Annotated in this window: 13 protein-coding genes; 4 read left to right on the forward strand and 9 right to left on the reverse strand. The window is 51.5% G+C overall.

What is annotated here, in order from left to right:
• Positions 1–9 precede the first annotated feature (9 nt).
• Positions 10–2010 carry a methyl-accepting chemotaxis protein gene (locus tag NSS83_RS04620; RefSeq protein WP_341185527.1) on the forward strand — a complete coding sequence of 667 codons (2001 nt, stop codon included), beginning with the start codon at positions 10–12 and terminating at the stop codon, positions 2008–2010.
• 218 nt (positions 2011–2228) lie between these two features.
• Here the strand turns inward: NSS83_RS04620 and NSS83_RS04625 are convergent, their stop codons facing one another.
• The 7 genes from NSS83_RS04625 to pdhA form a co-directional block, all read right to left on the reverse strand.
• Positions 2229–3716 (reverse strand): glutamate synthase subunit beta, encoded by a 1488-nt coding sequence (locus NSS83_RS04625; protein ID WP_341185526.1) that lies wholly within the window; start codon positions 3714–3716, stop codon positions 2229–2231.
• A gap of 156 nt (positions 3717–3872) precedes the next feature.
• Positions 3873–4364, reverse strand: coding sequence for a dihydrofolate reductase (locus tag NSS83_RS04630; protein ID WP_341185525.1), 492 nt, complete (start codon positions 4362–4364; stop codon positions 3873–3875).
• Complete coding sequence (gene thyA, locus NSS83_RS04635) at positions 4361–5155, reverse strand: thymidylate synthase (protein WP_341347779.1); 795 nt, start codon at positions 5153–5155, stop codon at positions 4361–4363. Before thyA ends, NSS83_RS04630 begins: the two co-directional genes overlap by 4 nt.
• A gap of 243 nt (positions 5156–5398) precedes the next feature.
• Entirely contained in the window at positions 5399–6811 is a 1413-nt protein-coding gene (gene lpdA, locus NSS83_RS04640) for a dihydrolipoyl dehydrogenase (RefSeq protein ID WP_076079331.1), read from the reverse strand.
• Between the two features lie 3 nt (positions 6812–6814).
• The gene (locus NSS83_RS04645) at positions 6815–8470 is read right to left on the reverse strand and encodes a 2-oxo acid dehydrogenase subunit E2 (protein ID WP_341185524.1); all 1656 of its coding nucleotides are present in this window, start codon (positions 8468–8470) and stop codon (positions 6815–6817) included.
• A gap of 109 nt (positions 8471–8579) precedes the next feature.
• Positions 8580–9557, reverse strand: coding sequence for an alpha-ketoacid dehydrogenase subunit beta (locus NSS83_RS04650; RefSeq protein WP_341185523.1), 978 nt, complete (start codon positions 9555–9557; stop codon positions 8580–8582).
• 15 nt (positions 9558–9572) lie between these two features.
• The gene (gene pdhA, locus NSS83_RS04655; RefSeq protein WP_341185522.1) at positions 9573–10640 is read right to left on the reverse strand and encodes a pyruvate dehydrogenase (acetyl-transferring) E1 component subunit alpha; all 1068 of its coding nucleotides are present in this window, start codon (positions 10638–10640) and stop codon (positions 9573–9575) included.
• Between the two features lie 265 nt (positions 10641–10905).
• Between pdhA and NSS83_RS04660 the strand changes: the two genes are divergently transcribed.
• Entirely contained in the window at positions 10906–11637 is a 732-nt protein-coding gene (locus NSS83_RS04660) for an alpha/beta hydrolase-fold protein (RefSeq protein ID WP_341185521.1), read from the forward strand.
• Between the two features lie 137 nt (positions 11638–11774).
• Here the strand turns inward: NSS83_RS04660 and NSS83_RS04665 are convergent, their stop codons facing one another.
• Complete coding sequence (locus tag NSS83_RS04665) at positions 11775–12248, reverse strand: low molecular weight protein-tyrosine-phosphatase (RefSeq protein ID WP_341186790.1); 474 nt, start codon at positions 12246–12248, stop codon at positions 11775–11777.
• 166 nt (positions 12249–12414) lie between these two features.
• On the opposite strand from NSS83_RS04665, the gene NSS83_RS04670 reads away from it, so the two are divergent.
• Together NSS83_RS04670 and NSS83_RS04675 are read left to right on the forward strand one after the other, a co-directional pair.
• The gene (locus tag NSS83_RS04670; RefSeq protein ID WP_341185520.1) at positions 12415–13056 is read left to right on the forward strand and encodes a thiamine diphosphokinase; all 642 of its coding nucleotides are present in this window, start codon (positions 12415–12417) and stop codon (positions 13054–13056) included.
• A 280-nt stretch (positions 13057–13336) separates the two neighbouring features.
• Positions 13337–13876 carry a C40 family peptidase gene (locus NSS83_RS04675; RefSeq protein WP_341185519.1) on the forward strand — a complete coding sequence of 180 codons (540 nt, stop codon included), beginning with the start codon at positions 13337–13339 and terminating at the stop codon, positions 13874–13876.
• Between the two features lie 74 nt (positions 13877–13950).
• On the opposite strand, the gene NSS83_RS04680 is transcribed toward NSS83_RS04675, so the two are convergent.
• Complete coding sequence (locus NSS83_RS04680) at positions 13951–14709, reverse strand: response regulator transcription factor (RefSeq protein WP_341185518.1); 759 nt, start codon at positions 14707–14709, stop codon at positions 13951–13953.
• Positions 14710–14720: the final 11 nt, after the last annotated feature.

Consider the following 14720-nt stretch of genomic DNA (forward strand, 5'->3'; position numbering starts at 1 on the left):
ACCGTTCCAATGTTCAAGTCAGTCAACCGCTTCATCAGCAAGCTCAGATCACGATCACTGCAAAGGCAAATGATGATGCTTTTCACCATAATGCTGGTGATTCCGATCCTCTTGGTCAGTTATTTCTCCTATTCCAGTGCGAAACGGGAATTGGAGCTTAAAATGCAGAAAGCCACACATTCCAGTGTCGATCTGGTCGCCGGGACCATTCAAGAATATGTATCCGCTGCTATGCGGAATGTAGATTTGCTCAGCCGCCAGATTGAGTCTTCCGAGGTCGATGTTAAGGCTCCCGGCACACGCACGCTCATTGATCAGTTCATGAAGGCACATCCTGAGCTGGAGATTCTTACGGTGGGCAACGAACAAGGAGCCTGGATGAAGGCCCCGGACCCCGGCAAACAGGATTATGATCCGCGTACTCGGGACTGGTATAAGGCGTCCATGCAGAATGCCGGTACCACAACAATCATTGATCCTTTTGTCTCGGCAACTACCGGCAACTATACGCTGTTCCTGTCCCATTCGCTGGAGGATGGCAAAGGAGCTGTCACCACCAGCCTCAACCTCAAGGCAATGAGTGAAAGAATCCATACCACCCATCCAGGTGAAACCGGCTATTTCTACATTGTGGACCGTAATCATAAATTCGTCTCTTATCCCGGCAAAGCTGCAGGTGAGGATGTAGCAGATTATATAGTGAAGCTGCTGGCTAACGACAGCGGGGACCTGCATTATACCAATCCGGACACGAAAATGGATATGCAGGGTTACTATACAACTGATCCGAATACCGGGTTCAAAATTGTCGGCATCCTGCCCACCCAAGAATTCTCGGATGCCTCACAGCCCATTATCTATACTGGACTTATGGTTCTGGGCGTGGCCTTGATTGTCGCCCTATCGCTGATGTTCCTGATTGTCCGCTCCATCACGAAGCCGATCCGCAGTCTGAACCGTTCTGCACAGCGGGTAAGCGAAGGCTATCTGAATGAACAGATTGAGATGAACCGGGTGGATGAGATCGGTCAGCTGGCACAGAATTACAACCTGATGATAGGCTCTCTGCGCGGCATCGTCTCGGATATTTCGGACACTTCGGGACAATTGGCAGCCTCCAGCCAGCAATTGAATGCCACCACTGAAGAGAACTCCAGAGCCACCGCTTACGTGGCTGAACTGGTGCAGGACTCCTCTGAGGGTGCGCAGACACAGACCTCGGCTATGGCAGAGACCTCGCGCGCGATGGAGGAAATGTCTTCCGGTATTCAAAAGATTGCCGAAGCCGCTACCTCCATCGTCGATTCTTCCGCGGACACTGAAGCAGATGTGCGCAGCGGCAGCCGGAAAATGGAACAGGTCAGCCAGCAAATGGATGCCATCCGGACCTCTACTCATCACTCTTCGCAGCTAATCGGGCAATTGAACGGCCTGAACGATGAAGTCTCCGCAATGAGCAGTGCAATTTCGGCCATTGCCGTACAGACGAATCTCCTGTCGCTTAATGCCGGCATTGAAGCGGCCCGGGCCGGAGAGCAGGGCCGGGGCTTCGCCGTCGTGGCTTCTGAGGTACGGAAGCTGGCTGATCAATCGAAGAATACCGCCGGGGATATTCAAGATACCCTCCAGCAGATGACCCGGTTGATCGACGAGACCTATGAAGCGATCCGGCATACCGTTGCAGCCGATGTAGAACTGGGTATTCAGGTTACCGCCGAAGCCAAGGAATCCTTCACCAGCATTGAACAGTCGACCGCAAAAATCAACAGCCAGCTGCATGACATCTCCGCTATTACCGAGCAGATGTCAGCAGGAGCGCAGGAGGTTGCCGCTTCCGTACACGAAATCTCCAGTATTTCCCGTTCCACCTCAGATGCCTTCCAGAGTGTAACGGCAGCTACAGAAGAACAGCTCGCTTCCATGGAAGAGATCTCCGCCTCCTCTACAGAGCTGTCCAGAATGGCGGGCGATCTGCAGCTTAAGATTGAACGGTTCAAGCTGGAAGACTAATCCCAGTGATTATGTGAGCGGTGAAGGCCATTCATTCTCATAGCAGCATAATCCCATAGCGCACAAGTGGAAACGGCTTTGCCGTCCTTTTAAGGACGGTACCGTTTCAGCGAGAAATAGAAGGATAATGTATAGCGTGAAACATATAAATTCTTAAATTTTAATAAAAAGCCGTCTCTCAACAATGCTGAGAGACGGCTTTTTCGTGCATATCGGATTTAAGCAAGTACAGTCGAACCCATCAGATATTTATCCACTTCACGAGCTGCTTCGCGGCCCTCGTTGATGGCCCAGACCACCAGACTCTGTCCGCGGCGCATATCGCCGGCTGCGAATACTTTATCCACGTTCGTATTGAATTTGCCATAGCGGGCCTTCACATTGGTACGGCGGTCCGTATCCAGCTTAAGCTGCTCAATGATATCCTGCTCCGGTCCGTCGAAGCCAATCGCAATCAGCGCCAGCTGAGCCGGATAGACAGCCTCGGTTCCCGGAACCGGCTGATAGATCTTCCGTCCTGTCTCGTCCACCGTCCGGCGGATCTGAACTGTATGCAGCTCCTTGAGGTTACCTTCTTCATCGCCGACGAACTTCGTCGTCATGATAGAGAATTCGCGCGGGTCTTCACCGAAGACCGCTTTGGCTTCCTGCTGGGCATAATCCAGAGTGTAGACATTCGGGAACTGGGGCCAAGGGTTGGCAATCGGATCACGCGTAAGCGGCGCTTTGTCATGGGTGCCGAACTGGGTGATGCTATTGCAGCCATGCCGCAGGGAAGTTGCTACACAGTCGGAGCCGGTGTCGCCCCCGCCCAGCACGATTACGTCCTTGCCTGCGGCGGATACGTAATTGCCATCCTCCAGATTGGAGTTCAGATAGCTCTTGATCGTGCCGTTCAGATAATCCATGGCATACATAACCCCTTTGAGGTCATGGCCCTCCACGTTGAAGCGTCTTGCCTTGGTCGCACCGCCGCAGAGTACAACGGCATCATATTCATCCACCAGCTGCTGTGCCGGAATGTCTTTGCCAATCTCTGTGTTAACCACGAACTCGATACCTTCTGCAGCCAGCAGATCGACGCGGCGCTGTACGACACGTTTGTCCAGCTTCATCGTCGGAATCCCGTACATCAGAAGGCCGCCGATCCGGTCACTGCGCTCAAAGACAGTTACCGTGTGACCCGCTTTGTTCAGCTGGGCGGCTGCGGCCAGTCCTGCCGGACCGGAGCCGACAATGGCGATCCGTTTGCCTGTACGCTTCTCCGGCGGACTCGGGACGACCCAGCCCTCTTCAAAGCCCTTGTCCACAATGGCCAGCTCGATCGTCTTAATCGTAACAGGCTGTCCAATCAGACCGACGGTACAGGAGCCCTCGCAGGGTGCAGGACAGATGCTGCCGGTGAATTCAGGGAAGTTATTGGTCTTGTGCAGGCGCTCCAGCGCTTCCTTCCACAAGCCGCGGTAGACCAGGTTATTCCACTCCGGGATCAGGTTATGCACAGGACAGCCTGAAGTACCGCCGCTCATATCCATGCCGGTGTGGCAATACGGTGTGCCGCAATCCATACAACGGGCACCCTGGGTCCGAAGCTCGTCCTCGGTCAGATGCTCGTGGAATTCTTCCCAATCCTTCACGCGCTGCTCGGGATCGCGGTCCCCTGGGAGCTGGCGCTTATACTCCATAAATCCAGTAGGTGTAGACATATATACGTTTCCCCCATCCGTTCTCTTCGTGTTGATGTATAGTACACCATTTCTAATTTTAATTATATTAGCATTCAATACTTTCGCACTGTAATGGACTAATCTGCTGATTATTTGTACTATTTCACATCTTGTGTCAGAGAAAACGCTTCATCGTCACTCCTTGCGGTCATACACCATAAAACGATAATCATACGGATTCTGCTCATTCTTGAGTCCCGGGGTATTGGAAACTTCCTTCCACTGGGTCCAGTCTACCTCAGGGAATCGCGTATCGCCTTCAATCTCCGCCTCTATCATTGTAACACGCAGCTTGTCGGCATACGGCAGCATCAGGCTGTAGATCTCGGCTCCGCCGATCACCATCAGCTCATCCTCCTTGCGCCCCTCAGCCAGCGCCTCAGCCAGCGAATGGATGACCTCAGCCCCTTCGGGTGCGAAGTCCTTGTCGCGCGTCAGAATCAGGCTGGTACGTCCCTTCAGCGGCTTGCTGCCCAGCGAATCCCAGGTTTTACGGCCCATCAGCATCCGTTTGCCGAGTGTCTCTGCTTTGAAATAAGCGAAATCCAGCGGCAAATGCCAGGGCATATCGTTATTTTTGCCAATTACGCCATTCGAGGCCATCGCCCATATCATGGTAATACTCATATAGCAACCGGCGCCTTGATTCCCGGATGGCAGACATAGTCGGTAAATTCAAAATCCTCAAAGGTATAATCAAAAATACTGTCCGGCACTCTGCGGATGTTAAGCTTCGGCAGCGCATAAGGCTCGCGTGCAAGCTGTGTAGCTACTTGTTCCATATGATTTGTATATATATGCACATCTCCGCCGGACCAGATGAAATCTCCGACCTCAAGCCCCGTCTGCTGCGCCACCATATGGGTAAGCAGCGCGTAGCTGGCAATGTTGAACGGAAGCCCAAGGAATGTATCCACCGAACGCATTGTAAGCATGCAAGAAAGCTTGCCGCCGGCTACGTAGAACTGAAAAACGAAATGGCAGGGCGGAAGCTTCATCTGCTCAATCTCGCCTACATTCCACGCACTAACAATATGGCGCCGTGAATCGGGATTATGCTTAATCGACTCAATTACATTCGCAATCTGATCGATATGCTGCCCGTCCTTGCTCTCCCAGGCCCGCCACTGCGAGCCGTACACCGGTCCCAGCTCCCCGTTCTCATCGGCCCATTCATCCCAGATCGAGACGCCGTTCTCCTTCAGATACGTTGTATTGGTATCCCCTTTGAGGAACCATAGAAGCTCATGTACCACCGACTTCAGATGAATGCGCTTGGTGGTCATCAGCGGGAAGCCCTTCGACAGATCGAAGCGGAGCTGACGCCCGAAGACGGACACTGTACCTGTACCTGTCCGGTCGCTCTTAGCTGTACCGTTGTCCAGAATATCCTGTAATAAATCCAAGTAATTACGCAAGCCGTATCGCACCCCACTCTCTTTTTTCTTCTACCAGTTTACCATGAGCTGACGGTCGTTGTAACTTCCCTAATGATAAAAAAAAGCAAAAAAACATTCATTTCTCTCCCCGAATTGGGCTGACTGCCAGCTATTTCCGAACATTCATGACAGTGACTTCAGTCAAAAGAGGATGTTCCCTGACCATCTGCATGGCTTCGGGAACATCCTCCTATGTTCTTACCGCATAAGCTTAGGCGGTTATTATTTCATTACGTGGATCGGGTGGCCTTCTACCAGCTCAGCCGCTTCCATGACGATCTCGCCAAGGGTTGGATGCGCATGGATGGTCAGTGCGATATCTTCAAGCGTTGCGCCCATTTCAATCGCCAGACCCAGCTCAGCGATCAGGTTGGAAGCTTCGATACCGACGATTTGCGCGCCAAGCACCTGATTGTTATCGCTCTTCGCTACAATCTTGATGAAGCCTTCAGGAGCATTCAGGGACACGGCACGGCCGTTGCCTGCGAACGGGAACTTGCCGGCTTTCACCGCATAGCCCTTATCCTTCGCTTCCTTCTCGGTCAGGCCTACGCTGGAGCATTCTGGATCTGTGAATACTACAGCCGGCATTACCTTGTAATCCACAACCGATTTGTGTCCGGCAATGGCTTCCGCAGCAATCTTGCCTTCGTAAGAAGCTTTGTGCGCCAGGGCAAGACCCGGAACGATATCGCCGATTGCGAAAATGTTAGGAATGTTAGTCCGTCCCTGATGGTCTACCTTCACCAGACCGCGGTCATCCAGCTCAACGCCGATCAGATCCAGACCCAGTTCGCCGTCAGTATTCGGGCGGCGTCCAACGGTTACCAGCAGGTATTCAGCAGTAACTTCTTTGGATTCTCCGCCAACGGAGTACTTCACAGTAACTTCCTTGTCGTTCTGAACCGCAGATTCTGCTTTGGCGTTGGTTACAATTTCAATGCCAGTCTTAGCCATATTTTTGGCCACCAGACGGGTCATGTCTTTGTCGAAGCCAGGCAGAACAGTGTCCAGACCTTCAATGATGGTAACCTTGGTGCCGAATTTGGAGTACATCTGACCCAGCTCCGCACCGATGTAGCCGCCGCCGATAACGATCATGCTCTTAGGAATTTCAGGCAGATCCAGCGCTTCCGTGGAGGACAGGATGCGTCCGCCGAACGGGAATGGCTTCAGTTCAATCGGACGGGAGCCCGTTGCAATAATGCAGTTATTGAACTTATAGCGCGGGGATTCATGATCATTGAACAGACGGGCTTCGTTTGTGCTGATGAACATAGCTTCTCCGCTGAATACTTCGATCTTGTTGCCCTTCATCAGGCTGGTAACGCCGGAAGTCATTTTCTTGACTACGCCGTTCTTGAAGGCCTGAGTCTTGGACCAGTCCACCTTCACGTTCTCGGCAGTAACACCGAATACTTCACCGTGCTGGGCAGCCTCGAATTGATGAGCAGCCGAGATCAGAGCCTTGGAAGGAATACAGCCGCGGTTCAAGCACACGCCGCCGAGTTCCGATTTATCTACAATGATGACCTTTTGGCCGAGCTGGGCGGCACGAATTGCCGCCACATACCCGCCGGGACCTGCACCAATTACCAATGTGTCGATTTCGATTGAAGCGTCTCCGACTACCATTAATTACACCTCCATAACTAACATATCAGGATTTGCAAGCAGGGTCTTAATGTAATTCATGAAATTCTGTGCTGTTGCGCCGTCAATAATCCGGTGGTCAAAGCTCAGGGACAGAGCCATTACAGGTGCTGCAACGATTTCGCCATTCTTCACAACAGGCTTCTCAGTGATACGTCCGGTTCCGAGAATAGCAACTTCAGGGAAGTTGATAATCGGAGTGAAGAACATACCGCCGGCAGAGCCGATGTTACTGATCGAGATCGTGCTGCCCTTCATTTCATTCGGTGCCAGCTTGCCGTCGCGACCGCGTACAGCCAGATCTGTAATCGCACTTGCGATCATCCAGATGCTCTTGCGGTCAGCGTCCTTGATGACAGGAACGATCAGACCGTTGTCTGTATCCGTAGCGATACCGATGTTGTAGTACTTCTTGTAGACAATTTCGTTCGAAGCTTCGTCAATCATCGCGTTAAGCGCAGGGAACTGACGGGAAGCAGCAACGAGTGCCTTCACGATGAACGGAAGATAAGTAACCTTCACGCCCTTCTTCTCGGCTACCGGCTTCATGCGGGCACGGAAGGCAACAAGCTCCGTAACATCCACCTCGTCCATGATGGTAACATGCGGTGCAGTGTAAGCCGATTTAACCATAGCATTGGCAATCGCCTTACGGATACCCTTGAATGGTACGCGTTCTTCTTCCAGGTTTGCATTGCCGGAAGCTGCTGCCGGTGCTGCTTCTTTGGCTTTGGCTTGCGGTGCTGCCGCCGCTGGTACAGAAGCTGCAGGAGCCGCTGCCGCAGGAGCTGTAGAGCCGCCTTTCAGGAAGGCTTCCACATCTTCAAGTGTGATCTTGCCGTTCTTGCCGGAGCCGTTCACCTTGGAGATATCTACGCTATTGTCGCGGGCATACTTGCGTACGCTTGGTGTTGCCAGCACTTCACGGTCAGGAGCTGGAGCTGCTGCTGCCGCTGCCGGAGCTGTACCTTGGGAAGGAGCTGCTGCCTGGGCACCGGATGCTTCAGCATGGCCGCCCTCCTCATGAGGAACATCACCTTCTGCAGCAATGATAGCCACAACTTCACCTACACGGCAGACCTGACCGTCTTTGGTGAACACTTCGACTACAGTACCGTTGACTGGAGAAGGAACCTCCACCACTGCTTTATCATTCTGAACTTCCATAATGATATCGTCGTCGGTGATTTTGTCTCCAACCTTGATGTGCATCTTGATGATTTCCCCTTCATGCAGGCCTTCGCCCAGTTCAGGGAATTTGTATTCAAAGTTCGTTGCTCCGCCAGTAGCCGGGCTGCTGGTTGCCGGAGAAGAAGTAGTATCTGCTCCGCCCTTGGCTGCATCAGCTTCCTGGGAAGCATGCTCTGCCGGATGGCCGCCTTCTTGCTCAGGGATGTCGCCTTCGGCATCAATAATGGCTACAACTTCGCCTACACGGCATACTTGGCCGTCCTTGGTGAAGACTTCAAGCACTGTGCCGTTGACCGGACAAGGCACCTCTACTACCGCCTTGTCATTCTGAACTTCCATTACGATATCGTCATCGGTTACTTTGTCGCCGGCTTTGATATGCATTTTGATAATTTCGCCTTCATGCAGACCTTCGCCCAGCTCAGGGAACCGGTACTCAAATTTTGCCACCTTGATAACCTCCTATAAATTATGTTGAGTTATTCCAACAGCTCTGTTTAGCAGAAGACAGAAACGGCTGCCGCCCTTAAATACAAGGACGGCAAGGTCGTTACTTATCCTAGAATTCCATGACTTTCTTAACTGCCGTAATAACACGTGCAGGGGTAGGAATCCAAGTGTCTTCGATTTGAGCGAACGGGTAAATTGTATCTGGACCTGCTACACGAAGCACTGGGGCTTCCAGGTGCAGCAGAGCTTTTTCATTAATCTGGGCAATAACCTCAGCGGCTACGCCGGAGCTCTTCTGAGCTTCTTGTACAACAATCGCACGGTTGGTCTTCTTGATGGAAGCCACAATAGTGTCGATATCAATTGGGCTAACGGTACGAAGGTCGATAATTTCGACTTTGATGCCTTCTTTTTCGAGCTGGTCAGCCGCTTTGGTCGCTGTATGTACCATTAGGCCGTAGGTAATGATAGATACATCCGTACCTTCGCGAACTACATTCGCTTTGCCGAGTTCAACGGTATATTCGCCTTCAGGCACCTCTGCACGGAAAGCATGATACAGGTTCAAGTGTTCCATGAAGAATACAGGGTCATTGTCGCGGATCGAAGCGATCAGCAGTCCCTTCGCATCATATGGGTTAGAAGGAATAACTACCTTGATCCCAGGGCTCTGGGCAATCAGACCTTCCAGGGAATCGGTATGCAGCTCAGCTGCTTTAACGCCGCCGCCGAATGGAGTACGGAAGACTACAGGAGCGTTGTACTTGCCCCCGGAACGCCAGCGCAGGCGTGCTGCCTGAATAACGATCTGATCAAGAGCTTCGAAGATGAAGCCTACGAACTGGATCTCAGCGATCGGGCGGAAGCCCTGCACGCCGAGACCGAAAGCCAAACCGCCGATAGCGGACTCTGCCAGCGGTGTATCGAAGATGCGCTCCTCGCCAAATTCCTTCTGCAGCCCTTCTGTTACACGGAACACGCCGCCTACATTACCAACGTCTTCTCCGAAGATAAGGACATTGGGGTCACGAGTCAGTTCAACGCGCATTGCGTCACGAATTGCTTCTTTCATATTCATCTGTGCCATTGCCTGATATCCCCCTTATTCAAAATCGGCTTTTTGTTCTTCAAGATGTTTCGGAGTTACCTCGAACATGCTGTCGATCAAGCCGGGAATGGTCATTTTTTCGGTCTGTTCTGCTTTCTTAATCTGCTCGTTAACAGTCGCTTTCGCTTCTTCTCTTACGCGCAGAGTGTCCTCTTCAGTCCAGAGGCCTTTCTTCTCCAGGTACTTGGCAAGACGGGCAATCGGATCTTTCTCATTCCATTGTCCTTCTTCTTCCTTCGTACGGTACTTACTGGCATCATCGGAGAGGGAATGCGGACGGAAACGGTAGGTTACCGCTTCGATCAGTGTGGCGCCTTCGCCTTTGCGGGCACGTTCAGCAGCCTGCTGTACAGCAGAGATTACTGCAAATACGTCCATACCGTCGATCTTGATTCCGGGAATCCCTGCGGCAACCGCCTTGTGGGCGATGGATTTCGCTGCCGTCTGCTTCGAGAACGGAGTGGTGATGGCATAGCCGTTGTTCTGAACGAAGAAGATCACCGGCAGCTTGAATACTCCTGCATAGTTAAGGCCTTCGTAGAAGTCACCTTCAGACGAACCGCCGTCACCAGTGTATGTGATTGCAACGTTCTGCTGTTTCTTCAATTTGAAGCCCATAGCAATACCGGTAGCATGAAGGATCTGTGCTCCGATAATGATCTGCGGCATCAGTACATTCACGCCATCAGGAATCTGTCCGCCATGCTGATGTCCGCGGGAATACAGGAAAGCCTGATATAATGGAAGGCCATGCCATACGAGCTGTGGAATATCGCGGTAGCCCGGGCAGACGAAGTCTTCCTTCTGCAAAGCGTACTCGCTGCCGATCATTGTAGCTTCCTGTCCGGATACCGGTGCATAGAAGCCGAGACGGCCTTGACGGCCCAGGTTGACAGCACGGTCATCCCAGGTACGGGTAAATACCATACGGTACATAATTTCTTTCAGTTGGTCATCGGTAAGTTTAGGCATCATTTCCTTGTTGATAATTTCTCCATCCGGGGAAAGAACCGAAAGGGCCTCAACGTCCTCTGTATACACTTCATAGGGAACCTTAGTCATTATCTTCACCTCAATAAAAAAATTTGAATATCAGTGGTCTCTGTTATAGAATTATTATACACCTGTTGTATCTGTTTCGTCAAAGAAATACGCATAAAATTTATGTTTCCATAAATTTTGTATGTATAACAGGCGTTTAAATATCCTATAACAGATTAAAGGATATTTATCAAGTAAATGATATATCCCACATTTGCCGCTTGGCTAATTTTAACGCAACACTAAGTCTTAAGCAAAATTCGACATGAAAGGTGACGATTTGACAATGAGCGAACCTGTTTTTCTGAAACGTACAATTGTAAAACAAACACTGTGGAGTGAACACCTGCAGGAAGAGCGCAAGCTGCGTATCTATCTTCCCCCCGGATATAATGAAGTACTCAGCTATCCCGTCGTCTACTGCCAGGACGGTGAAGAATTCTTCAACTTCGGCCGGATTGCCACCTTGGCCGGTCAGCTGATTCTGGAGCAGGATGTGGAACCCTTCATTATAGTGGGCGTCGAAGTGAACGTGGCAGTCCGCACCGCTGAATACGCTCCGTTCGGCAGCCGCTTCAAGCAGTACCTCGCATGCTTCGCCGAAGAGATTATTCCCTACATTGAACATAATTATCCTGTCCGGCGTACACCCGAGGAGCGGATCGTAGCCGGTGATTCCCTGGGCGGCAGTGTCTCCCTCCACCTCGCACTGGCGTATCCGGGATTATTCAGCCGTGTGCTTAGCCTCTCCGGCGCTTATTATCCCGAGACCCGCGAGATGCTCTCACAAGAGGAGGATCTCTCCTGGCTTCAGATCAATATGGTTGTAGGGCTTCAAGAGCGGGACTACAAGACCGACACCGGCGTCTATGATTTCGTAGAGATGAACCGGGAGACCAAAGCCATGCTTGAAGCCAAGGGGGCGACGGTGTCCTACCGCGAGAAGGACGGCCAGCATCTTTGGGGTTTTTGGCAAAAAGAGCTCCCGGAATCATTACTCTATTTCTTCAGCTCCTGAAACAGCAAATAGAACCTTAAAAGTGAACATCTTACGAACTTATGTATTGCAGCTCGATTGACTGCGCTTTCATCACCAATCGGACATACGGTGCCGTTCCTTAAAACATAAGGACGGCAACCGGTCCGGCTGTGGCACTATGCCTGCTGTAGCTTCTCCCCAATAATCTGTTCCAGCAGCACATCACAACCGGCGTTGATTAAATCATAGACCTGCTCGAAATTGCCGGTGAAATACGGGTCAGGCACTTCACGCAGCTCCTCATCCGGTAACAGATCCATGAAGAACAACAGCTTGGACTGCTCACCGCCGGGAATTTTGCGTACATTCTCCCCGTTGGACTTGTCCATACAGATGATATATTCGAATCTCTCGAAATCCTCACTGGCAACCAGTCTTGCTCTCATATTCTCATAGCTGATACCGTGCAGATCCAGGATACGCTTTGTCCCTTCATGCGGCGCTTTCCCGATATGCCAATCTCCCGTCCCTGCAGAATCCACTGTAATCTGATCCACAAGCTGACGCTGTTCAATCTTGCTGCGCAGCACAGCCTCCGCCATCGGCGAACGGCAAATATTCCCCAGACATACAAACAACACGTTAACGATCCCTCTCACCTCCTGCGCTCAAGCATTCCTTAACATCCTCTACGGATGGGTGCGGCCAGCCGCACTAACCCTATTTTAGCGTCAGCGCGGCAATTGTACAACTTTTGAAACTGCTATATACTGTTCAGGATGATGAACTTAATTCAACTACAAGGAGGGGGAGCTATTGCCATCCGGGCGTATTGTAATTGTTGCAGGCGGCAAACTTACAGCGGAATGCCTGCACTTATTAGATGAAGAGGATTATATTATCGGCGCTGACCGGGGAGCGCTGTTCCTGATTGACCATGGCTTCACCCCCCAGCTTGCCGTCGGTGATTTCGACTCTGTCTCTCCTGAGGCACTGGAGCGGATTCAGGCGGGAAGCAAGGAGACTATCAGCTGTGATCCGGTCAACAAAGACCTTACTGACAGTGAAATGGCCCTGGATCTTGCCCTGAACCTCCAGCCGCAGTCTATTCTGATGATCGGGGTAACGGGAACACGCATGGACCATACGCTGGCCAGTATTCAGATGATGACAAGAGCACTGCAGCGGCAGGTAGCCTGCTCCATTATGGATGCGAACAACTACATTACGCTTACCGGCTCTCAGGCGGTTGTAGAGGAACGGGGATATACCTATGTCTCCTTGCTGCCTCTGACTCCCGAGGTAACGGGCATCACCCTTCAGGGCTTCCAATATCCTCTGGAGAACGCCACCCTCAAATTAGGCCAGTCCCTGGCCGTGAGCAATGTGTTGCAGGAGCACAAGGGAACCGTTCATATCGAGAGCGGACTGCTGCTGATTATTCAGAGCAAGGACTGAATACATAGATCTTTTGGAGACATAGCTGTAACCTTTGTTTCAAAATCAAAAAGCCGGGAATCCCTTGACGTTCAAGGGAATCCCGGCTTTTTTTGTCGAGTAAAATATCTAAATATTAATATTTTGTAACTTTTAATGCGATTTTAATATAACGCTTACATTGTATATCCCGCCTGCTTTTAGCCCATCTCTTCCATAATTTAGGTCTGTCATAACCTGCTATACTACGAATCAGAGAACGAAACTACTAGAATAGATTACAAACTTGGAGGTATACAACATGAATAAGCAACAATGGTTTAAGCAAGCAATGACAATCGGTCTATGCACAACAATCGGGTTCAGCGCCTTACTCGCAACCGGAGCAGGAACAGCCCCTGCCGCCGCTTCTGCTGTATCCGCTGATGCTGTATCTGCCGATTCCGTATCCGCATCTTCCACCGGCTCCAAAGTGGTCAGCTTCGGCAAAAAGTATCTGGGTACGCGTTACCAGTTCGGTGCCTCCACTTCAACTACACGTTATTTTGACTGCTCCTCCTTTACTCAATATATTTTCAAAAAATATGGTGTAGATCTGCCCCGTACGTCCGTAGCCCAATCTAAAGTGGGTAAATCGGTCACCAAGGCCAATCTGCGCGTCGGCGATCTGGTGTTCTTCTCCAGCGGAAGCCGGGCCAACGGCAAGAACGTCACCCATGTGGCTGTATATGCCGGCAATGGCAAGATTCTTCACACTTACGGTTCACCCGGCGTAACCATTTCAGATCTGAATTCGGGTAACTGGAAAAAAACCTACCTGAAGTCGCGCCGCGTACTGTAACAGCCAAAAGATCTATTATAGCTTGTACCAAGAGAGTACATGCCTATTAGCCGGAGAGCTGCTTGCAGCGGCCGTCAGCTTATGGCCCCGCTCTCCGGTGTCCGCAGTACATATCCGGTTCCACGCACCGTATGAATCAGTTTATTCCGGCGCCCTTTATCCACCTTGAGCCGCAGATGCCGGATGTACACATCCACCACATTGGTGTCCGCATGAAAATGATACCCCCACACCTGCTGTAATATCTCAGCCCGGGGACAGACTTCATTCAGATTCTCTGCCAGATAATACAGCAGATCGAATTCCTTGGGGGTCATCTTCAGCTCGGCTCCATCCCGGCTGACCTGCCGGCGCCCGGGATCAAGAATCAATCCGTCTACCTTAAGCAGCGTGGCCGTATCTCTTCGGCGGCCTGTCAGCTTAAGTAAATTCAATAATCTGCGTTTGAACTCACCGGTATGTACAGGCTTCTCCATATATTCGTTGCCTCCGGCATCAAATACGGAGACAGCCGCTTCCCCTCTGTCTTCAGGTGTTCCTCCGGATAGGACCATTACCGGCAGAATCATCCCCTCCTTCCGCACCTCCGAGACGGCTTCCCAGCCCGCCCAGCCTCCGGGTTCATCCAGCTCCGCGAGCAGAAGCACAGGCTCACCGCCTGACAGCAATAAGCGAAGACTATTCAGGTCTTCGCTTATTGCTGTTGTCATCCCAAGGCTATGGATGGCTTCCTCAAGCCCGGTATGACCGGCTGCCCTCTCCTCCCGGTCTGCATCTGCTTCAAGGCTATCCGGGCGCGGTCCGGGTATGTACCATGCGATCTTTTCATTCACCGGGATCGTCC

It is taken from the genome of Paenibacillus sp. FSL H3-0469, assembly GCF_038051945.1.
Lineage (GTDB): Bacteria > Bacillota > Bacilli > Paenibacillales > Paenibacillaceae > Paenibacillus_AQ.

Excerpts from the sequence above, each read along its gene's own strand:
- NSS83_RS04620 (WP_341185527.1), top strand. The coding sequence starts at position 10 with ATGTTCAAGTCAGTCAACCGCTTCATCAGCAAGCTCAGATCACGATCA.
- NSS83_RS04625 (WP_341185526.1), bottom strand. The coding sequence starts at position 3,716 with ATGTCTACACCTACTGGATTTATGGAGTATAAGCGCCAGCTCCCAGGG.
- NSS83_RS04630 (WP_341185525.1), bottom strand. The coding sequence starts at position 4,364 with ATGAGTATTACCATGATATGGGCGATGGCCTCGAATGGCGTAATTGGC.
- lpdA (WP_076079331.1), bottom strand. The coding sequence starts at position 6,811 with ATGGTAGTCGGAGACGCTTCAATCGAAATCGACACATTGGTAATTGGT.
- NSS83_RS04650 (WP_341185523.1), bottom strand. The coding sequence starts at position 9,557 with ATGGCACAGATGAATATGAAAGAAGCAATTCGTGACGCAATGCGCGTT.
- pdhA (WP_341185522.1), bottom strand. The coding sequence starts at position 10,640 with ATGACTAAGGTTCCCTATGAAGTGTATACAGAGGACGTTGAGGCCCTT.
- NSS83_RS04660 (WP_341185521.1), top strand. The coding sequence starts at position 10,906 with ATGAGCGAACCTGTTTTTCTGAAACGTACAATTGTAAAACAAACACTG.
- NSS83_RS04675 (WP_341185519.1), top strand. The coding sequence starts at position 13,337 with ATGAATAAGCAACAATGGTTTAAGCAAGCAATGACAATCGGTCTATGC.